This is a genomic window from uncultured Campylobacter sp. (assembly GCF_937997535.1).
GTDB lineage: Bacteria > Campylobacterota > Campylobacteria > Campylobacterales > Campylobacteraceae > Campylobacter_B.
In genome coordinates this window covers 1-22,132 of record NZ_CALKTT010000090.1, presented here as the reverse complement: position 1 = coordinate 22,132, position 22,132 = coordinate 1, and the positions used below count along the sequence as shown (strand labels likewise).

Sequence of the window (22,132 nt, the reverse complement as noted above, 5' to 3'; positions counted from 1 at the left end):
GCAGAATACAACAGCAAAGACGGAAAAAAATTGACCGGTTTTGCTAAGGGGTATACACGGGTGAAATTTAAAATGAAAAGCTCGAAAGGTAAAGCTAGCATAATAGAAGATGTTTATAGAGATAGATGCGAAGGAACGGCTGCTTGGAACTTTTTGGCAAAATCTCGCAAGCCCTTACGTTTGCGTTTAAAATATGGCTGCACTAAAGATATTACCGATCTAGTCAAGAAATATTTTGAACCTTATTCCGACAGCATTGAATTTACTGTAGGAGACGTAAAAACGAGTGATGGTATGGATCCAATCGGTGCAGATTTTACCAATGGAGAGTTCACCACCGCTCGTATTGGGCCGTACGGCGGATGGGGAATAATCGTAGTATATGATAAAACCGCCCCGTCCAGAAGGGCTTTGCTAGATAATTTACAATCTAACGATAGCGTAACGGGTCAAAAAATGACTTATAAAGAGGCCGTAGAATATAAAAATAAATATTTTAAACCAAAAAACGTAACTATTTACGGCGATTATTTTGTCCTCACCCCTTGGGATAATGGATATACGCCTATAAACATTAACGCTACCATCAATGGATTTTATACACCTAGAAGTGGGTCCGTAAGTGCAAAGCTAGGGTTTTTAGGGTTTGGTGGCGAGAGAAAAATGACCTCCGACGAGTATTTTAAAGTTCAACACAAAGGAACCGCACAAATGGATTCGCTATACGGATCCGGTGTGGTTAATCAACGGTTAGCTAACGATCGCGCTAATATATACGACGGCTCTGTCGCTTTACTTATAAATGATAACGGCACCTATAAGTATAGCTATCCATACGGCACTGGTTATTTAGGTGGATTTGATCTGGACGAATTCGATATCGGTTCAAAGATGAAGAATGCGCAATCTAGTCTAAACATCTCTTTGGGTGCGGCGTATGAAGATCTCAACGGAGGTCAAGCCGATCAAAACTTCATAAGTATGATTGCTATTTCCGCCGATTTGTATGTCCCTCAAATGTGCTATCAGTATGAGGTATATAACGCCGCTAACTGGGTTAAATTTTTTGATAATGATGGTAACCGAAGAAGCGAAGAGGATGTAAAAAAACTACATGAACCTCCTGAGCAGATCAAAAACCCGGTAGTTGCCGGCGAGAATATCTATTATAGAATGAAATTTGAAAATAGATTGAATGGCGGTAATAGCGAAGATGCAGCAGGTGCGGTAGTATCGATCGACTTTTCTCAAGCGGGCGCTACCTATACTAAAGATAGTTCTACTATAAATAATAAACTAACTGTAAACAATCCTATCAATACCACTACGGATACCATACCCGCAGCGGTAGCCGAAGATCTGGTCTATCTACGCGACGGGAAGCAGGGTGCATACAAGACGATGAAAGACGTCATAAAAGGTGGCACCCCAAACGTCACGGATCCTATCTATAATAATAGGCAATTTACGATGCTAGATAGGAATGTCTTAAAATTCCATATCGGCGAGGGTGCAGGAGAGATAAAAGCTGGCACGACTACTCCGGTGGGCGGTCTAATGAGACCAGGTAAAGCGGCGTATGGTGAGTTTAACGCTACCGTTAATACCGGTGCAAAAATTCTTCAAGCTCCTGCCGTGACACTAAGTTATAAGATGAGCTTAGATATAGGCGGCGGTCAGCGAGTCTTCATAGAGATGGATAGCGCTTCCGAGCTTGAATTATGCGACGCGACAAAGGTTTCTAAAAGCGTTAATATCCTACCTTTAAGCGGTTTGCAGGTAGTCAATAAGAATTTTAGTAAAAATGACGACGACGATAGGCTATATACTCAAATCTCCGATAAGCCTTTCGATGCGAAACTCATCTTTAGACCGGATTATGAGAGCCAATTTTGTAAGAAGTATAAGGATGATACCGGTAAATGCGAGGAATACATCGACGCAGCCGCAAATTCTCCTTACTTCAAAAAAGATCCGAATACCGGCAAGCTCGTATATATCGGTAGTGAGGCTAGAAAGCTTGAGAAATTCGACTTGAGCGGTAAATTGTATTTATCCGTTGTCAGGGCGAGAAATGCCGCTACTACCTCGGATAAAGTTGCCGATAGCGATAAGGGGAATAGCGCAGTTTACTCATGCCGATCCGTAACCGATTCCTTAAAAATTCCGTTTAAGATGAAGGACAAAACCGATTACACTATCGATAAGGAAGTGGATTTTAAAGGAAAAAGTATTTTAGAGCTAAACGATATAGAGATAGGAGATGCGTATCAGGGTCTTACATTTATGCTTAGCTATCGTCCGGACAATCAAGTTGCCTCAGGATCCGATTTAGATCAGTATATAAAAAACAAAGATTTAAATAACAGCGATCCTAAGGCTTATTATTCGGAGCTCAAGAAATGGGAGCTTAAAAAGCGATATGGATATTGCGAGACAGGTGAGAATTTTAGCTGGTGCAACACAAAACTAACTGCGGAGCAAAAGAAGGACATTTGGGAGAATAAAATACAACCGGAGCTGCAGAAGCTTGAAAATAATATAAAGGCTGCTAAAGATGAGTTCGGAATTCAAATGTCAAAAGACGGCTCGTTCCATATATGCGGTAGCGACAACTTTGTGCTTCGCCCTGCATATTTTAATGTAGATACAAAAGCGCTGAAGGATTCGGGCAAGTATAGTAAGATCGTAGATACCACCGCTAGCGGCGATATAACTAAAAAAGGTGATGGCTCCAGCGTACTTAATCCTAGTAATCTGCGCGTAGGTGGTGATTATACACAAAATGCAGATATCTTGGCTCATGTAATATCGGCCAGAAGCTATAGCGGCAACGGCGTACCTAACTACACAGCAGAAATTGGCGGGGATTTGGGCAATCAACGCTATCATCTACGTAAGAGCTATGGCGCGGATTCTGATGATACTCAAGATATATCAACTAAGATTCGTGGTATTCAAACCTACTTGCGTCCGTTTATATCTAATGAATGCGCGGCTAATGTCACTACTCAATCCTATTATGTAGATAGAAAGAATGCTTCCACTACATTAAAACGTGGCGTTAAAGAAGATAGTTGTTATGGTGGTACCGCAGTGGAATATTCCGGTGCTAAATACAATGCCGAAACAGGCAAATATGAGATTGATCCGGAAGCTATCAAAAAAGGCTCTTTTGGCAAGAGCGATGATGTCTCGTGCGTATTAAATGGTACAAGTTCGAAATTTGACGCGTCGTATAGAAGGGTATGGGATAAAAACGCCGTAAGTCTATGGGCGAATTTTAACGCTAGAAATATCGAAGAGACGGAGGGCGTTGCAAAATTTGATAGTAAAGGTCATGTTCAAGGCGCATATCTTATGACCCAGTCTAGAAAAAATCCTGAGGCAAAAGATAAAAGCTATGCCGTCATCTATACCGAAACCATAGGCAAAGATGCCGATAAAATTTTTAACTACTATAATGTTGGCGATGTGCTTGTAAATGTCTATGATAACTCATGGACGGATGCCTACTCCGATCAGACATACTCTAAGAAGTGGAATAGCGCTAAATGTATCATCAATTCATCTAGCAATACTCCTAATGCTAAAGGTATGATAGGCTGCGACGTAGGTATGAGGCTTGCTGCTAACAAAGATAAAGCGATAAATGATAATATCGTATTACGCTACCGACCGGATCGTATCAGAGTATCTCTCACAAGCCTTGATAACGGCGTGACAAGGGGCGTAGGTGATAATAATATTTCGGGTGGAATATCTGCGTATACATATTTCAACGCTCCGGACATCGAAAACGATGTCGTAGTATATGCTGACGAAAATTCTAGCCAGAATTTAGCGGTGACGCATCAGATAAGTCAGCTAGCTAAGCTTAAGGTCAATGCAGTAGCATATCTATCCGACAAGGTTTATAAGGATGTCATTGCTACGCTTTATGACGGATATAAAATGGAAATTGGCGACAAAGGTAAGGAGAAACTTCAAGCCGTGTGCGGATTTGCAAGCGACCTTGACTTCGCGCTAGATTTCGGATTTGATTGTCAAAGCAATAGTGCTGACGGACGCTGCTCTAAGGCTACTAATGCTAGTGAGACTAGCGCAAATACAAACTATGTACCATATCCTGATAGGCCTACCGTCAAATACGAGATTCTTAGCGATACGCAGTATTTTGCTAAAGATTCTGACGTATGCTTAGGCTCTACTGGATATGATAGCAGATGCTATAAATATAACGTAAGAAGCAGTAAGGGTTCTTCTAAAACTGATGAGATGCCAGACTGGGAGGAAGCCGCTTCTAGCGGTGATGCTGGTTATGGCTTACCTATACCGCTTAAAATAGCTCTTAATTACTACTCTGATGCTTCATTAAGAGGCGGGCTTATCAATAGACCGCAAGGCGGTACAGGAATTAATTATGACTCGAAGTTAAATGAATTCAGAATTTTAGCGCAAGGATTTAGAGAAGGACAAACTCCCGACTCGACCGTGTATTTTAACTTCGCTAGGATGCATAAAACCCCTAGCACCCCGGTGCTTATCTATGCTAGTGACTTTGATATTCAAGACGGAACCGCTCTTAAGACCTTTGGAAAGTTTTGGCCATCGAAATTCGATAGCTCATACAAAGCTATCTCTGATACCGACTCTGAGGACTACAATAAAACCGATATAAAGCTGTCTAAGGAAGATTTCGATGTCTTTATTACTAGAAAGGTTAGCGAGACCAGAGCTGCAAGTAAGGCTGCTTATATAGCCGCCGCTAATTCTAATAGCAAAACTTACGCAACCGGCAAGACCGTTACAGATTTTAGCGATAATGTAGGCACTTACGCCCTATTTGTCTATGGTACATCGTACGATAAAAGTTTGGGGGCTATAGTGCAGCAAGCTACTACTGGGACTCCAATATCTGTTCCTATTTACACGCAAATCTATTGTGGTAGAACCGATAAGTGCTCGAATATGCCTGCGCCTAGCGATAGTTTGGCCTACGAGGTTCCGGTTGCGAATGCCTCGGGCAAGGTTAAAGCCTCGAATATATTTACCGTGCTAGCGGCTGAAGATCATAGCTTAACTGACTTTACGAAGTTTGTAGTAAATACGAAAGCTACTTTAAATAACATAGACGAGGAGTTTGTGAGCGACTACGATAGTCTTACTAAGGTTGGCGACGTAAATGTGGATATCAGCAGGGCCAATGTGGTAAAAAATGGCCGAGAGAATATAACCATCAGTGGCACTGCAGCAGGTCATGCTACAATACGTATCATTACTAATCCATGGCTTATTCATACTCCAGCCTTAAATGATAAGACTATGTTTACTGCAAATGATGGAGGAGCCTACTCTAAAAAGTATCCGGGCGTACGACAGTATTATAATCCTCTTCGCGTACATATAAAGCAGTCTAAACCTACGGTCTGGGGCGGTGAAGGTCAAGTTAAATCGGGCATAGCGGATGACGTAGGATCGTTCGCTGGTGGTAGCTCGTCAGACAATAGTACTAGCGATACTTCGACTAGAATTCTAGATTCTGGCGATGTCCGCGATATCTACAATCAAAAGACTGATTGGTAGCATCTGCGTTAAGCTCGTAGCACAAAGGCTAGCCTCCTGGCTAGCCTTTTTTTATGAGCGAAATTTTGGTTTTCTTGGCGACAAATATTTTGGAATTTTGCTTTGCAAATTTTTGTCTGTAAATTCCATGAGATAGAATTTCTTTGAAATTTTAAATTGCGAAATTTTGCTGTAAGACGTTGGTGGTAAAATTTTACTTACCGAAGTTTGCATACTTGTAATGCCATAAAATTTTGTGTATCAAATCCTTCGTAGTAGAATTTCAAAATAAAATTTCGTATGGCGATCCTCCTCCCGTTTATTAAAATTCTCAGCCATCAGCATTGCAAGTTTCGCGTAGCGTGATCACGCAAGGCTTATTACAATTTTTTGTTACGTGAAATTTTACATTTCAATATAGCCGCAGAATTTCCGTTCGTAAATAGCGTCTAATTCTTGCCGTCAAACTCCGTTGTGGCAAAGCATGCCACTTAATAATTTTTTAAAATTCTATCATCCGTAGCGGCTTACGAATTTTACTTCGTTGTATAAATTTTTAGTTCGTAAATATCGCCTCCTCATTTACCCATTTTTAAATGAAATTTCGGCACAATGCGGCTTAAAATTTCACCAGGGAAAACCATTTGAAAACAAAAAATATTAGAAATTTCAGCATCATCGCGCATATCGACCACGGCAAATCCACACTCGCAGACCGCCTAATCAGCGAGTGCAACGCCGTCGAGGCGCGCCAGATGAGCAGCCAGATCATGGATACGATGGATATCGAAAAGGAGCGCGGCATCACGATCAAGGCGCAGTCCGTGCGGCTCGAGTACGAGCTTGGCGGCGAGAAATACGTTTTAAATTTGATCGACACCCCTGGCCATGTGGATTTTAGCTACGAGGTCTCGCGTTCGTTGGCTAGCTGCGAGGGGGCGATCCTCGTCGTGGACGCGAGCCAAGGCGTGCAGGCGCAGACTATCGCAAACGTCTATATCGCGCTACAGCACAACCTTGAAATCATCCCCGTGCTCAACAAAATCGATTTGCCCGCCGCCGATCCGCAGCGCGTAAAAGATGAGATTGAGCACGTCATTGGGCTTGATTGCAGCAGCGCGATCGAGGTCAGCGCCAAGACGGGTGTGGGCATCAAGGAGCTTTTAGAAGCGATAATCACTCGCATCCCCGCGCCCAAAACGGACGACGCCGCGCCGCTTAAGGCGCTCATCTACGACAGCTGGTTCGATAACTACCTAGGCGCGCTCGCGCTTGCGAGGCTATACGACGGCGTACTGAAAAAGGGCGACGAGGTCTATATCATGGGTAGCGAGAACCGCCACGAGGTGCTTGATCTGATGTATCCCAACCCGCTCGCGCCCGCTAAAACCCGCGAGCTTAGCAGCGGCGAAGTGGGCATCGTCGTGATGGGGCTAAAAAACGTCGCCGACGTGCAGGTGGGCGATACGATCACGCTTTTTAAAAATCGCGCCGTCGCGCCCGTGGGTGGCTTTGAGAAGGCCAAGCCCTTCGTGTTTGCGGGCATCTATCCCGTGCAGACCGATAAATTTGAAGATCTACGCGACGCTTTGGACAAGCTCAGCCTAAACGACAGCTCGCTTAGCTACGAGCCCGAAACGTCGCTCGCGCTAGGGTTCGGCTTTCGCGTCGGGTTTTTGGGGCTACTGCATATGGAGGTCGTGAAGGAGCGGCTTGAGCGCGAGTTCGATCTCGATCTCATCGCCACGGCGCCTACGGTGACCTACGCCGTGTATCTCACGGACGGCTCGTGCGTGCGGATACATAGCCCCAGTGAGCTTCCAGCGCCAAATTTTATCGAGCGCATCGAGGAGCCCTACGTCAGGGCGACCATCATCACTCCGAGCGAGTTTTTGGGCAATCTCATCAGCCTTTTAAATTTGCGCCGCGGCATACAAACCAAGATGGACTACATCACGCCCGAGCGCGTCCTGCTCGAATACGACGTGCCGACAAACGAGATCATAATGGACTTTTACGACAAGCTTAAATCCTGCACCAAGGGATATGCGAGCTTTGATTACGAGCCGATCGATTATAGGCGTGGCGATCTAGTCAAGCTCGACATCCGCGTCGCGGGCGAAGCGGTCGATGCGCTCTCGATCATCGTGCCCGCCTCAAAGGCCGAATCCAAGGGGCGCGATCTCGTCAAAGCGATGAAGGAGATCGTGCCGCGGCAGCTTTTTGAGGTCGCGATCCAAGCGAGCATCGGCAACAAGATCATCGCTCGCGAAAACATCCGCGCCATGGGCAAAAACGTGACCGCCAAGTGCTACGGCGGCGACATCACGCGCAAGCGCAAGCTGCTCGAAAAACAAAAAGAGGGCAAGAAGCGCATGAAAGCGATCGGCAGGGTAAATTTGCCGAGCGAGGCGTTTTTGAGCGTGCTAAAGATCGATTAAATTTATCGCACGGGTAATCTAAATTTCATCTTTTTTCATCTTTTGTCGCGCGGTCGTAAAATTTGCTTTTAAATTTTAACGATCGCTCGGGCGGTTTAAATTTAGCGGCTCGTCGTTCGGTATTAAATTTCGTCTTTAAATTTTACTATCTTAAGAGGCGATCTAAATTTTATGACTGTACGGCTTTAACTATCGCTTGCCGCCTGAGCTGATACATTCGTTGCTGCGCGCCCATTTTGCGCCGCTTTAAGCTCTAACGCTCGCTGCTCGGTTGTAAAATTTCGCTTTTAAATTAGGCTAAAATTTCGCCTTTCAAATTTAACGATTCTGCGGGCGGTCTGAATTTTGCCGCCCGCCGACCATTGCAGTCGCGTTCACGGCTCGGTTGCAAAATTTTATCCAGGCGGCGCCCGCTATGAAATTTTATCCGCCGCGACTTTATAAAATTTGATTAAATTTTACTGCGCGCCGCGTGAAATCGTTATAGCGCAAGCGACAGCTAGAATTTATTTTGATGAATTCCATCCAAGCGCGGCGTATAAAAGAGAGCGCCGATAAATTCCACAAAAGCGCTAAATTTATCGGTGCGAGATCAAAGGAGTAAAAATGAAATTTTTGGACCGCTTAGGCGTGGATAAGAGCAGCTTTACTGATCTGTTTTTGGCATGTTTGGGTTGCGGCGCAAGGGTGCAAGAGGTGGGCTCGAAGCTGATCGTAAAGAGCAGGCGCCGCTCTGTGGATCTAAAGCGCGGCGAGATCAGTTTCGGCGATTATGCGCCGCGTGCCATCTGGTATATTGGCAGCGAAGCGAGCAGCAGCCGCACGTGGCTGTGGGGATACGAAAACATAAACCGCCTAGGTGAGCGGCTGCTTACCCTTGCGCGAGATGTGCGCGACTTCGGCTTGCGGCGCGGGCTAGAGAAGCTTAGCACGCCCAAGCTTGCACTAAGTGCGGAGATAAACGGGCATGCTCTAAGCGCGATTGCGTGCGGGCTATCGCAGGAACCTGCAATCTACTACCGCTGTCCGCACGCAGGCGGAGCGGTGTTTGTGGCGTTTGCGGCAGATGAGTGTGTGAGCTCCGATGGCACGATCAGAGGCGGTATGGGCGCAAGCAAGCTCATATCTTTGGCGCGCGATTATATAGGCGCATTTCAGTTAAATCACGCCGTTTTATCGGGGGCGCTTTTGCTTAGAAATGGCACGAAATTTAGCGAAGCGGCGGGCAAGATCGTAGCGAATTTTAAAATGATGCACTCTTTTCGTTCGATAATTTGGGGCGGCTAAGCGAGGTGAAGTTTGCCGTATAGAGCCGCAAATCTCGCGCCGTGCATTCGCGGCTTTGAAATTTACGCCGTGAAATTTTGCCCTGCAAATTTATATCGTAGAATTTTACGTCTTGAAATTTTGCTGGGTAGAATTTGCATCGCGGAATTCCGCCGCGTGAAATTCTGCCTTAAATTTTGCGTCGTAAATTCCGCTACTCTATCCGCGCCCAAGCCTTTAAATTTTAAACCAAAATCAGCCGCCGTCGATGTCGAAATCAAGGTGCTCTTTGAAGTAGGCGCGCAGCCTGCGGCGGTCGTTGCGGCCGGGCGTGATCGCAAACCACAGCACGCGGTCGTTCAGATCCTTACCGCGGATCAGCACGGTGTCGCGCAGCAAGATGTCGTGAAAGTCGCCGTTTAGCCGCCACGACGAGAGCGTCTTGGCGAAGAAAAAGATCACGACGCCCACGACCATTATCGCGAACGCCATCCCCACGCGCTCGCTCATGGCGATACCGACTAGCCACAGCACGATGATCGATCCGATTCCGAATGTAAAGAACTGCTCGTATTTTACGTAGCGGGAGTGGCTAAGCGCCGTGTAGCCGGTGCAGGTGCGCAAAAAGCCTGGCGTGAGCCTAACGTAGTCGATATTAAAGAGCAGAATTTCGCTCTTGCGCTCGTTTGAGACGAAGGTGATCGCATGGCCGCTAAATTTAAACAGCCCGCCGCCGTCGCGCCCTTGATACCAAGCTACGCCGGCGATCAAAAGTCCTAAAATCCCGCCTCCACCGCGTCCGTGACCGTTTCCTAAAAAAATTTCATCTAAATCAAGCCCGGTTAAAACGCCGTAAAAAAATATAAAAGCCATCATCGTAACGGAGAAGATCACGATGAAGGAGTTGTCGTTTTTGACGCTAAATCCGCCTGTGCTAGTGGTTCGTGCGCTGCGGCTGCGAAGGGCGGCTTTGTAGTCTTTGGTAGTAAAAGTAGGCATCAGCTTCCTTCCTTTCGGGCTTGCAAAACAGCTTGCGCGCGCTTTTAAAGCCCGTTTAAAACGGCGGAATTTTATAAAAATTCAGATCAAATTCGGATTAAATTTTAAATTTGAAGAGGCTTTAAAATTTAAGCGGGTTTCAAATTTAAAGGATTTGAAATTTAGCCGCCGAACTTAATATCACAATAAAGCACTACAGAGGCTTTGCGGGCGAATACTCTGTTAATAGCGGCGAAATTTAAAACGCGGTTTGCATGATTTAGCGAGTGTGAGTTTTGCAGAAGCGCAGCTGCATGTACAGACGCGAATGTGCGGCAAATTATCATAAACTTAAAGCGTAGCGCTGCTGCGCGATCTCATCAAATATGCAGAAAATTTTACGGCAAATTTAAAACGCAGTTTTTCGGAGTTAATACGGCGGATTAAAATGCGGCTTGCAGCGGTTGGTGCGGCAAATTTGCTTTGCGGTTGTAGTTAGATTTTTCCGTCGCGCGGAGTAAATGCCGCGCATAAATTGAATTCGCCGCGTAGAAGCTAAATTTCGCGTCGCAGTTAAATTCACAATAGTCAAATCGCAGCTAGCTAAAACGCTATAAATTTAGAGCTCGCGGGCGTAAGCGCTTGACTTAGGCTGAGCCGCGATCTTTTATTATAAGATGCCTATTGTTCGCATTCCTGCGGCTGGTTAAAACAAACCGCACAACGCTTTAAATTTTAAAATTTTATTTGAATAAGCTATTTACGCTCTCGTCGTGATATACGCGCCTGATGACCTCGCCGAAAAGCGGAGCGACGCTGATTACCTTGATGCGGTCGCTTTCCTGCTTTAGCGGGATCGTGTCGGTCACGACGAGACCGTCCAGCGCGCCGCTTTCGATGCGCTCATATGCCGGGCCGCTTAGCACGGCGTGCGTGCAAAACGCGCTGACGCTCTTTGCGCCCTGTTCTTTAAATGCGCCCGCAGCCTTGACGATGGTGCCCGCGGTATCGATCATATCGTCGATTAGGATCACGTCCTTGCCCGCGACGTCGCCGATGATGTTCATCACCTCGCTTTTGTTCGCCTCCTCGCGGCGCTTATCGACGATCACCAGATCGAGCGAGAGCTTTTTAGCAAAGCTTCTGGCGCGCGCGACGCCGCCCACATCGGGGCTGGCGATGATCGGATTTTTTAAATTTTTCTCTTTCAGGTAGTCCAAAAATATCAGCGAGCCGTAGAGATTATCGACCGGCACGTCGAAAAAGCCCTGGATCTGCCCCGCGTGCAGATCCATCGTGACGACGCGGTCGATCCCCGCCGTCTGCATCATATTTGCCACGAGCTTCGCGCTGATCGGCACGCGCGGAGCCGCCTTGCGGTCTTGGCGAGCGTAGCCGAAGTATGGCACGACCGCCGTGATCGAGTTCGCGCTGGAGCGCTTCAGCGCGTCGGTTAGGATCAGAAGCTCCATCAGATTGGAGTTTGCGGGCGCGCAGGTCGGTTGGATGACGAAGACGTCCTTGCCGCGCACGCTCTCACCGATCTGGACGCTGATTTCGCCGTCGCTGAAGGTTTTGATCGCGCACTCGCTAAGCGGCAGCGAGAGATATTTGGAGATTTTTTTGGCAAATTCGGGATTTGCGGTGCCGGAGAAAATTTTATATCCGCGCATTTTGATGACCTTTGGATTGAAATTTGCTCGAATTCTACACCAAAAGCGCTAAATTTTAGCTAATTCGCCCGCTGCGCTCGCGTAAAATTCATAAGCGAGCATCGCGGACCGCCGCACGTTTGCGAGATAAATTTTTAAAATTTCAGGGCGGCTCGGTTCGCCGCGGTCTTACTAAGGTGAAATTTGGCTTTGGATTGTAGCCGATACGCGCGCAGGTCATCGTAGCCCGCTTTTGTGCCAGTAGCTGCGCGGATGTGGCTAAAACCGTATCGCAGAGGGCGGGGTGCCGGTTAGCGCGGAATTTTATATTTGCGATACAGACGAGCAGAATTTTATCTTTTAAAGCTGCGGAGATTATGCGTAAATTTAGATTTGAGCCTGTGCGGGACGACTGCGCGAATGCTTCGGCGCGCTAAGTTTAGACTGCCGCGGCGTATAAATTTTAGATTTCTTAAGCGGTTAAATTTAAAATGCGCTTTGCTTTGACGAAAATTTAAAGCTCGCTTTGACGAAAATTTAAAGCTCGCTTTGACGAAAATTTAAAGCTCGCTTTGGCGATCAAATTTAAAGCTTGCTGTTTAGAGCTCGATCGCGCGCCGCAAAATTTTAAAATTTATCGCGTGACTTTGGTCTGTCGCGTAAATTTAGACACCGCCTTTGCGTGCTTAAATTTTAAAATCATGCAGGCTTGCTTCGCCGCGTAAATTTCGATATCGTTTTGGCACGCTTAAATTTAAAATCGCGCGGCGCGGCGTAAATTTATCCGCAGCGAGCGCTATTCCGTGATTTTGGTGGGCTCGCCGAATAGCCTATTCATCTCGGAGATTAAAATTTCCTTGCCGTCCTGCGCGCCGTTTGCGAGCTCGGCGAGACCTGCCTTTGCGGCACGCACGCTCTTACTCGTGTCGCGAGGCTTTGCGGCATAGTTTTGCGGATCGGTGGATCTTAACAGATCATCCTTAGGCGGCTGTTTTTTGCCCTCGCCGCTAGTGCCGTTTTCTTTCGGTTTTGCTACTTTCGGCGCGGAATCTTTTTCAGAATTTTCGCTGCTTGAAATTTCATCCCGCGCGGAGCTTTCGGCATTTATCGCGCCCGTCTCGGAATTTTGCGTGCCGCTTGTCGTAACGCTAGAATTTTCAAGCGGTTTTGCCGTGCTGCCTGCCCCGTCTTTTGCTTTGCCATTCGCTGTGCTATCTACGTTACTAGAGGCGGAATTTTCCGCGCTGTTTTGCGCAGAATTTTCCTGCTTCTGCGGCGCGCCTTGCTCGATCTTGATGGCTGCGCTCTCGCCGAAAAGCGATTTTAGCACGCTATTGATCGCTCGCGAACCCTTGCGTAGGTACTCTCTGTCCTGCCCCTGCGCGCGCGAGAGCAGATACAATGTGCCGCGCTCGAGCTTTAAAAATTCTATGCATTTGCTAAATTTCTCGCCTAGATCGTAATCGCGGTCGTAAATTTTGGCTAAAAAATTCTCGTAAATTTCATTTTGAGCGCCCGTTTTGATGGAAGAGCTAGAATTTTGCGCTTGCGCCGCTGCGCCAGGTTTGATCTCGTTGCTTGCGCCGAAGTTTTGTTTTGCCGCATCGCCCGCACTGGAGTTTTGCGCCGTGTTTACGGGACGTTTTGCACTCGCAGTAAAGCTCGGCACGCCGCTTGTCGCGCTATCTGCGTCACTCGGCGCAAAAGTCGTGCCGCCCGGTTTGCTATTTGGCGCGAATGTCGCGCTTTGGTTTAAATTTGATTTGAAATTCGGCGCGGAGCTTTGCGCGTTTAAATTCGGCGCCGAAGCAGAAGCATAGCCCTCGCTTTGATCCAGGGATCTTCCGACCTCTATGAGCTCGTCGATCTCGCGCAGATTTACTGCTTCCATCATCATAAAAATCATCATAGAAATTGCGTAGGTATTGTCCGGGCTGATGGCGAGCATGCTCTTAGCGCCCGCTAAAATGCGGAAAAACCGCTCGTACATCAGCAGGCTAAATTTCGCGTCGCGGCGCAGAAATTTATCCTTTAAATTTGCGATCATCTCGTCGATTATCGTCTCGGCGTTGTAGTTTTCGACCTCTTTGATGATCTCGATCGCGCCCGCGCGGTCCTGGCGCAGCACGATGTCTAAAATTTCTCCGATTTTAGCGGGATCGAGCAGGCCTAGCATATCGGCGATCGCGCGCTGCGTGATGCCTTCGCGGCTAAAGATAATGGCCTGATCGAGGAGCGTGAGCGTATCTCGTAGCGAGCCCGAGCCGCTGCGCGCCAAAATTTCAAGCGCGCTCTCTTCGTAAGCGATGTTTTCGGTTTTTAAAATCTGCTCTAGGTGCGCTACGACGGTGCTTTTAGCGATCGGTTTAAAGCGAAAGTGCTGCGTGCGCGATAGCACGGTGACTGGAAGCTTGAGCGGATCGGTAGTCGCAAGGATAAATTTTACGTAAGCAGGCGGCTCTTCAAGCGTCTTTAAAAGCGCATTGGAGGCCTCTTTGGTGAGCATATGCACCTCGTCGATGATGAAAATTTTAAAGCGCGCGCTTGCGGGATGATACTTCGTCTGCTCGATAAGCTCGCGGATATCGTCGATCTTGCGATGGCTGGCGGCGTCCATCTCGATGATGTCGATGTGGCGCCCCTCGTTTGCCATTACGCAGTTATCGCAGATCTCGCACGGCTTACCGGTAGGGCCTTTATCGCATAAAAGCGCTTTGGCAAAAATCCTAGCCGTCGAGGTTTTGCCGCTGCCGCGAAGTCCGCTGAAAAGATATGCGTGGCTCAGCCTGCCCGAATCCAGCGCGTGCGCGAGGCTTTTGGCGACGGCGTCTTGGCCGATGAGCTGCTCGAAGCTTTTGGGTCTGTATTTTAAAGCGAGTGCTTGCAAAATTTCTCCTTTGATCTTGCAATGATACAAAAAAATCTATAAATTTTAAATTTAGTGCTACAATGCGCCCGAATTTCAGAAAAAGGATCAAAATGAAAAAATTTTTAATCGGCGTATTTGCGCTATTTTTTGTCGCCTGCTCGCAAACCAGCAGCGTCATCAGCCTAAATCCGTATCTTTCTAAGGCCGATCAGACCGTAAGCGGCAAGTCGGTAAATATCAACGCGATCAACGATCAGCGCGAAAATCAGATGGTAATCGCCGTCATCAACGATAACGACGGCAAGCTGGTTGATGAGGTGCTTTTAAAAAACAATCTCTCGGCGTGGTTCGACAAGGCTTTGCGCGCGGAGCTTGAGGCTCGCGGCGTAAGGATCGATCCAGCAAGCCCGAATATCGTAACCGTAAATATTAGAAGCATCTCGGCAGCGATCAACGGCTACTCAAAGGAAAATATGAGCGCAAGAGGCGAGGTTGCGATCTCTATCGTGCAGGGCAACAAAACTACGACCAAGCGCGTTTCGCAGGATCAGAGCCAATTTACCGCGCTTCGCACCGCTAGATCGCTTAATCCTTTTGTGCAAAGCTTGCTTGGCGACATCGTCAAAAAATCCGCCGATCAAATCATCTTGACGCTTTAGATGCGCTGCGTAAATTGCGGCGCGTTTAGCCTGCGCACGATCTGCGCCGCCTGCGCCGCAAATTTAGCCGAATGCCGCCTAAGTATGCGGCAGGTGGAGGACTTTAGCGTATTTTACTACTATGGCTACTCCGAAATTCGAGAGCTTATACTTTCTAAACATCACGAATACGGCGCTGCGGTGCTTGCGCGCATAGCTTCTTTAAGCCTAGCGAAATTCCCGCTTCATCTGCGGCGCGAAATTTCAGCAAATCCGCAAAATTACGAAGCATTTAAAACGGACGGAATTTTTAAATTTAACGCCGTGCCGCTGGATGATGACGCTCGCAGCGGCTATTCGCACACGGCGATTTTAGCTCGCGCGCTAAAAAGCGAACTCGTGGAGCCAAAATTTCACTGCCTACGCGCGCAAAACCGCGTCAAATACACCGGGCAGAGTTTGGAATTTCGCCTAAAACACAAGCGAAATTTTAAAATTTTAACCCCGCCGCAATTCCCCGTGATCATGGTAGACGACATCATCACCTCGGGTCTTAGCATGCTGCAAGCGCGCGAGAGCTTGATCGATGGCGGCTTTATGCCCGTGTGCGGCTTGGTTTTAGCTAATGCAAAAGAATAATTCGCTATAATCGCGCTTTAAAATTTAAAAGGATATTTATGCAATCAAATATGTTTGAAAATCAGGAGATCATCGATATCGACGTTGAAGAATCGATCAAGACGAGCTATCTTGATTACTCGATGAGCGTTATCATCGGTCGTGCGCTGCCGGACGCCAGAGACGGTCTAAAGCCGGTGCATAGGCGAATTTTATATGCGATGAACGATCTTGGCGTGGGCTCTCGCCAGCCTTACAAAAAATCCGCTCGTATCGTAGGCGATGTCATCGGTAAATACCATCCGCACGGCGATATCGCTGTTTACGATGCGCTCGTGCGAATGGCGCAGAGCTTTTCGATGAGAATTCCTTCCGTGGACGGGCAGGGTAACTTCGGATCGATCGACGGCGACGGCGCGGCGGCGATGAGGTACACCGAAGCGCGTATGACGCCGCTAGCCGAGGAGCTTTTAAAAGACCTAGATAAAGAGACGGTCGATTTCGTACCGAACTACGACGAGAGCCTGAACGAACCCGACGTCCTGCCTGCGCGCGTGCCGAATTTGCTGCTTAACGGCTCGAGCGGAATCGCCGTTGGAATGGCGACGAATATCCCGCCGCACAGCCTAGATGAGCTCGTGGGCGGTCTTTTGATACTACTTGAGAATAAAAACGCAAGCCTAGAGGAGATAATGGGCGAGATCAAGGGCCCTGATTTTCCGACCGGCGGCATAATCTACGGCAAAAAGGGGATCATCGAAGCGTATAAAACGGGCAGAGGGCGCGTTAAAATTCGCGCTAAAACCCATATCGAAAAAAAAGCTAGTAAAGATGTCATCGTAATCGACGAGCTGCCGTATCAAACCAATAAGGCGCGCCTGATCGAGCAGATCGCAGATCTCGTAAAAGAAAAGCAGATCGAAGGGATCTCCGAAGTGCGCGACGAGAGCGATCGCGACGGAATTCGCGTAGTAATCGAGCTTAAGCGCGACGCGATGAGCGAGATCGTGCTGAATAATCTATTTAAGCAAACCACGATGGAGGCGACCTTCGGCGTGATAATGCTTGCAATCGACGGCAAAGAGCCGAAGATTTTCACGCTGATAGAGCTTTTGAAGCTGTTTTTGAACCATAGAAAAACCGTCATCATCCGCCGTACAATTTTTGAGCTTCAAAAAGCGCGCGCTAGAGCGCACATCTTAGAGGGCTTAAAGATTGCGCTAGATAATATCGACGAAGTAATTGATGTGATTAGAAACTCCGCCGATACCAACGTCGCACGCGAAAATTTAATGAGCAGATTCGGCCTCAGCGAGGCGCAATCAGGCGCGATTTTGGATATGAGGCTAAGCCGTTTAACGGGGCTTGAGCGCGAAAAGATCGAGGAGGAGCTAAAAGAAATTTTAGCCGAGATAAAGCGGCTTGATGCGATCTTAAAGAGCGAGGAGCTAATCGAAGGGATCATCAAAGATGAGCTTTTGGAGATCAAGGATAAATTTAAATGCCCGCGCATCACCGAAATCGTCGATGACTACGAAGATATCGACATCGAAGATCTTATCGCGAATGAAAATATGGTCGTTACGATCACTCACCGCGGCTACATCAAGCGCGTGCCTAGCAAGACTTACGAGAAGCAAAAGCGCGGCGGCAAGGGGCGCGTGGCTGTTACGACGTACGACGATGACTTCATCGAGAGCTTTTTTACGTCCAACACCCATGATACGCTTATGTTTATCACCGACCGCGGGCAGCTTTACTGGCTTAAGGTCTATAAAATTCCGGAGGGCTCGCGCACCGCAAAGGGCAAGGCGGTCGTAAATTTAATCCAACTCGGCGCGGACGAAAAGATTATGGCGATCATCCCTACGACCGATTTTGATCCGAGCAAGTCGCTCGTATTTTTCACTCGCAACGGCATAGTAAAACGTACGAATTTAAGCGAGTTTAAAAACATCCGCTCGCTTGGCATCCGCGCTATCAGCCTAGATGAGGACGATACGCTGGTGACTGCGCTCATCGCTCCAAACAGCGCCGAGGAGATGCAAAACTACAAAGGAGGCGCTCTAAGCGGCGACGATCTGGACGGCGGCGAGGCTGAGGAAGTTTTAGAGCAGACCGAACAGGATATTTTAGAGGGAAGCGAGGATGAAATTTCAGATGAAATTTCGCAAGGCGAGGGCACTCAAGATGGCGAGCCGCAAAGCGCCAACGAAAATATGCTCTTCATCGCTACGAAAAAGGGAATGTGCCTTAAATTTAATTTAAATAAAATTCGCCAGATGGGGCGCATCGCTCGCGGCGTAAAGGGGATTAAATTTAAAGAGAAAGGCGACGAGGTTATCGGCGCCGCGTTTATTCTAAGCGATATGCAAGAAATTTTAAGCGTGAGCCAAAAGGGTATCGGCAAGCGCACGACCGCGAGCGAGTATCGTCTAACAAATCGCGGCGGCAAGGGCGTCATCTGCATGAAGCTCACCAACCGCACGGGAGAGCTCATCGGCGTCGTGATGGTCGATGAGGAGATGGATCTAATGGCGCTAACCACCAGCGGCAAGATGATCCGCGTCGATATGCAAAGCATCCGCAAAGCGGGCCGCAACACCAGCGGCGTCATCGTCGTAAATGTCGAGGGCGACGACGTCGTGAGCATCGCGACCTGCCCGAAAGCCGAGGAGGGCGACGAGGGCGAAGCGGACGAGCTTGCGCAGGATGAAAATTTATTAAATTCAAATTTGGATAGTAAAAATTCGCAGAGCGACGGCCCTAGCGATGAAATTTTAAAAGGAGGAGAGGATGAGTAGTTATAATATCGCCATCGTAGGCGCTACTGGCGCCGTAGGCGAGGAGATTTTGCGCGTCTTAGACGAGATGAACTTCCCTGTAAAGGATATACTGCCGCTTGCAAGCGCAAAGAGCGCGGGCGAGAAGGTGGAATTCCGCGGTAAAGAATACGTCGTGAAGGAGCTTACCGACAGCACCTTCGACGAAAACGAGATCGACATAGCGTTTTTTAGCGCGGGCGGCTCCATTTCGGCGCACTATGTGCCATTTGCTGCAGCAAGCGGCGCGGTGGTGATCGACAACACGAGCCACTTTCGCATGCAAGAGGACGTTCCGCTCGTAGTGCCCGAGTGCAACCCGCAGGATATCGAGCTGTGGAAAGAGACGGGCATCATCGCTAATCCGAACTGCTCGACCATCCAGATGGTTCAAATTTTAAAGCCGCTTGATGATGCGTTTGAAATAGAGCGCGTGGACGTAAGCACCTACCAAGCCGCCAGCGGTGCAGGCAAAGAGGGCATGGAGGAGCTCGTGTTTCAGCTGCAAAAATTCTTTGAATTTAAGCTTGATGAGTGCAAACCTAAAGTTTTCGCGCACCAGCTAGCATTTAACGTCATCCCGCACATCGACGTCTTTTTGGACAACGACTACACCAAAGAGGAGATGAAGATGGTGAACGAAACGCAGAAAATTTTGCATAAAAACTTCGCCGTTTCGGCTACCTGCGTGCGCGTGCCGGTGCTTCGCAGCCACAGCGAGGCGATCACGATAAAATTTAAAAAAGATTTTGAGATTAGCCGCGTGCGCGAAATTTTAAGAAATGCGCCTAGCATCGTGCTTGCAGACGATCCGAGCAAAAACGAGTACCCGATGCCGCTGCTTTCGAGCGACACGAACGAAACCTACGTCGGCAGGCTCCGCAGGGACAATTTCGATGATAAAATTCTGCATCTTTGGTGCAGCGCAGATCAGATCCGCGTCGGAGCGGCGACAAACGCCGTGCGCATCGCGCTTCGCTGGATCGATATGCAACAAGACAAGTAAGATAAATTTAGCAGAGTTGCCGAGCCTTTGTGCGCGGATACGGTTGCGCGCGCGGTTTCGGCACCGAGACCGTGCGAATAAATTTGCAAATTGGTCTAGTTAAAATTTAAGACCGCGAGCTGAAATTTTGCGCCTTTAACCTGGCGCAAAATTTAAATAGACTCAAAGGGACGCGACTAAATGGGGTAAATTTACGCGATTGCAAACGAACGTAAATTTAAACGAACACTTCGGCATAGAGCGGCTTTTAAATTTATACGTCCGCTTGCGGAGCGGCTAATCTCGAATTAAAATTTAAGGAAGAAATGAAAGCTATATTTGAAAAATTTTTACTTTGCAGCAAATTTTTAACTCTCCTGCCAGTGCTTTTTTGCATCGCGGCAGGCGCGGCGATATTTGTGATGGCAAGCTACGAAATCGGCTCGGCGCTCTATAAAATCGTAGAATTTTTCCTAGCCCCGCAGAGCGAGGGAACGCTTTACATCGATATTTTAAGCGAGATAATAACGGCGATTGATCTGTATCTAGTCGCTATAGTACTGCTAATCTTTGTATTTGGAATTTATGAGCTGTTTATCGACGAGTTTGTGGATCTAAATTTACAAGTTTTAAAGATCGCCTCGCTGGATGAGCTGAAGCACAAACTCGGTAGCGTCATCATAATGGTGCTCGTAGTGGATTTTTTCAAGCGAATTTTGCACACCGATTTTACTACCCCTTTGGATATGCTTTTGCTCGCAGGGGCTATCTTTGCGGTTTGTTTGGCTTTGTATATTTTGAGTAAATTTAAAGGATAAAAATGGTTTTCATCGACGCATGCTTCGGCAAAGAGACCCCATACACTCCCATTTGGATGATGCGCCAGGCGGGGCGCTACCTGCCGCAATATATGGCGGTGCGCGAGAGGGCGGGCAATTTTTTGAGCCTGTGCCGCGACTACCGCGCTGCTAGCGAGGTAACGATCCAGCCCGTAGAGATTTTGGGCGTCGATGCAGCGATACTTTTTAGCGATATCTTGGTCGTGCCGATGCAGATGGGGATGGATCTGCGCTTTGAAGCAGGCGAGGGGCCGAAATTTAGCGATCCGATCCGCTCCCAGGGCGATCTGACGCGCCTTGATCCGCAAAAGGCCGCGGCGGAGCTCGGATACGTTTATGATACGATCTCACTTACTCGCTCGCGCCTTGCCGCGGATAAAGCGCTCATCGGCTTTTGCGGCGCGCCATGGACGATCGCTACCTATATGATCGAGGGCGGCGGCAGCAAAAATTACGCCGTTTGCAAAAGGATGCTCTACGAAAATCCGCAGCTTCTGCATGAAATTTTGCGCCTCGTTACAGAGGCGACGAAGCTTTATCTGGCGCGCCAGATCGGCTCGGGCGTCGATGCGGTGCAGATATTTGATAGCTGGGCGGGCGCGCTGGAGCCGAGCGCGTATGAGGAGTTCGGCTGGCGATACATCTTGGAAATCACGGAATTTTTAAAAGCGAAATTCCCGCATATCCCGCTCATCGTCTTTGCCAAGGGCACGGGCGCGCAGATGTCGCGGTTGAGCCGTATTGCGGCGCAGCGAGGCGAGGCGAGCTTTGACGTATGGGGCGTGGATTGGAGCACTCCGATTGAGCTTGCGCGCGAGCAGCTCGGGGGCAAATTTGCGCTTCAGGGCAACCTGGAGCCGATGCGGCTATACGATCGCGGCGCGATAGAATCGGGCGTGCGCGAGATTTTAGCAGCGATGAAGGGTGCGGCGCATATCTTTAATCTAGGCCATGGGATTTTGCCCGACGTGAGCGTGCAAAACGCCAAATATCTGGTGGATCTGGTGCACGAGCTAAGTGCGCGCTAAAACCAGACTTTGCGATAGCCTATTTGCAGTGCGCCACTGTGAAATTTCATAGAGCCGTAGTTTAAAATTTTGCTTGCTTAGGCCGCCCGCTTTGCTTCTGCACGATCTTTTCCGCTGTCCATAAATTTTAAATTTTGTACTGCTTTCACGCCGTCAAAACAGCTCGCGGAACGCAAAGCTTTAAATTTTAAAATTCTGCGCCGTTTTAGCGCGGCGATACCACGAAATTTTAAAATTTAGCCGAAATTTGAAATTTTACGTCGTTTTTGCGCCGAGCGAGGCTTAAAATTTTACGCGCTATGTATGCGGCAGCGTAAAAATACCGCAAGCTTGCGAGTTTAAATTTAGCCCACGCTTTAAATTTATGGCTCGCACGCCCCAAATTTAAGGATAAATTCAAAACTCTAAGCTTAAAATTCCGCCGTAGCGGG

General features: G+C 48.1%; 14 protein-coding genes. 9 read left to right on the top strand and 5 right to left on the bottom strand.

Features of this window, described 5'->3' with window-relative positions; translation table 11 throughout:
* Positions 1-1,017 precede the first annotated feature (1,017 nt).
* The 3 genes from Q0117_RS08465 to Q0117_RS08455 all read left to right on the top strand — a co-directional run bounded on the left by Q0117_RS08465 (position 1,018) and on the right by Q0117_RS08455 (position 9,293).
* Positions 1,018-5,586: a hypothetical protein gene (locus Q0117_RS08465; protein WP_297924540.1), complete on the top strand. Its 4,569-nt coding sequence runs from the start codon at positions 1,018-1,020 to the stop codon at positions 5,584-5,586.
* A 623-nt stretch (positions 5,587-6,209) separates the two neighbouring features.
* Positions 6,210-8,006, top strand: a complete 1,797-nt coding sequence (gene lepA, locus Q0117_RS08460) for a translation elongation factor 4 (protein WP_297924538.1) — start codon at positions 6,210-6,212, stop codon at positions 8,004-8,006.
* Positions 8,007-8,612: 606 nt separating this feature from the next.
* Complete coding sequence (locus Q0117_RS08455) at positions 8,613-9,293, top strand: DUF6882 domain-containing protein (RefSeq protein WP_297924536.1); 681 nt, start codon at positions 8,613-8,615, stop codon at positions 9,291-9,293.
* Positions 9,294-9,355: 62 nt separating this feature from the next.
* On the opposite strand, the gene Q0117_RS08450 is transcribed toward Q0117_RS08455, so the two are convergent.
* From Q0117_RS08450 to Q0117_RS08435, 4 genes are all read right to left on the bottom strand, one after another.
* Complete coding sequence (locus Q0117_RS08450) at positions 9,356-9,553, bottom strand: hypothetical protein (protein ID WP_297924534.1); 198 nt, start codon at positions 9,551-9,553, stop codon at positions 9,356-9,358.
* Positions 9,528-10,271 (bottom strand): hypothetical protein, encoded by a 744-nt coding sequence (locus Q0117_RS08445; protein ID WP_297924531.1) that lies wholly within the window; start codon positions 10,269-10,271, stop codon positions 9,528-9,530. Before Q0117_RS08445 ends, Q0117_RS08450 begins: the two co-directional genes overlap by 26 nt.
* A 722-nt stretch (positions 10,272-10,993) precedes the next feature.
* Complete coding sequence (locus Q0117_RS08440) at positions 10,994-11,923, bottom strand: ribose-phosphate pyrophosphokinase (protein ID WP_005873085.1); 930 nt, start codon at positions 11,921-11,923, stop codon at positions 10,994-10,996.
* 775 nt (positions 11,924-12,698) lie between these two features.
* Positions 12,699-14,789, bottom strand: a complete 2,091-nt coding sequence (locus Q0117_RS08435; RefSeq protein WP_297924529.1) for a DNA polymerase III subunit gamma/tau — start codon at positions 14,787-14,789, stop codon at positions 12,699-12,701.
* Between the two features lie 92 nt (positions 14,790-14,881).
* On the opposite strand from Q0117_RS08435, the gene Q0117_RS08430 reads away from it, so the two are divergent.
* From Q0117_RS08430 to hemE, 6 genes are all read left to right on the top strand, one after another.
* A complete protein-coding gene (locus Q0117_RS08430) occupies positions 14,882-15,430 on the top strand; it encodes a YajG family lipoprotein (protein ID WP_177386869.1) in 549 nt (182 codons plus the stop codon).
* On the top strand, positions 15,431-16,048 hold the full coding sequence (locus Q0117_RS08425; protein ID WP_297924527.1) for a ComF family protein: 618 nt from the start codon (positions 15,431-15,433) through the stop codon (positions 16,046-16,048).
* A 50-nt stretch (positions 16,049-16,098) separates the two neighbouring features.
* Positions 16,099-18,831, top strand: coding sequence for a DNA gyrase subunit A (gene gyrA / locus Q0117_RS08420; protein WP_297924556.1), 2,733 nt, complete (start codon positions 16,099-16,101; stop codon positions 18,829-18,831).
* Positions 18,824-19,855 carry an aspartate-semialdehyde dehydrogenase gene (locus tag Q0117_RS08415; protein WP_297924525.1) on the top strand — a complete coding sequence of 344 codons (1,032 nt, stop codon included), beginning with the start codon at positions 18,824-18,826 and terminating at the stop codon, positions 19,853-19,855. The genes gyrA and Q0117_RS08415 overlap by 8 nt, the downstream gene beginning before the upstream one ends.
* A 305-nt stretch (positions 19,856-20,160) precedes the next feature.
* Complete coding sequence (locus Q0117_RS08410; protein WP_297924523.1) at positions 20,161-20,652, top strand: YqhA family protein; 492 nt, start codon at positions 20,161-20,163, stop codon at positions 20,650-20,652.
* Positions 20,653-20,654: 2 nt separating this feature from the next.
* On the top strand, positions 20,655-21,701 hold the full coding sequence (gene hemE / locus Q0117_RS08405; RefSeq protein WP_297924521.1) for a uroporphyrinogen decarboxylase: 1,047 nt from the start codon (positions 20,655-20,657) through the stop codon (positions 21,699-21,701).
* A 229-nt stretch (positions 21,702-21,930) separates the two neighbouring features.
* Here hemE and Q0117_RS08400 read toward each other — a convergent pair.
* On the bottom strand, positions 21,931-22,132 hold a 202-nt coding region (locus Q0117_RS08400; RefSeq protein ID WP_297924520.1), incomplete at its 5' end, for a hypothetical protein.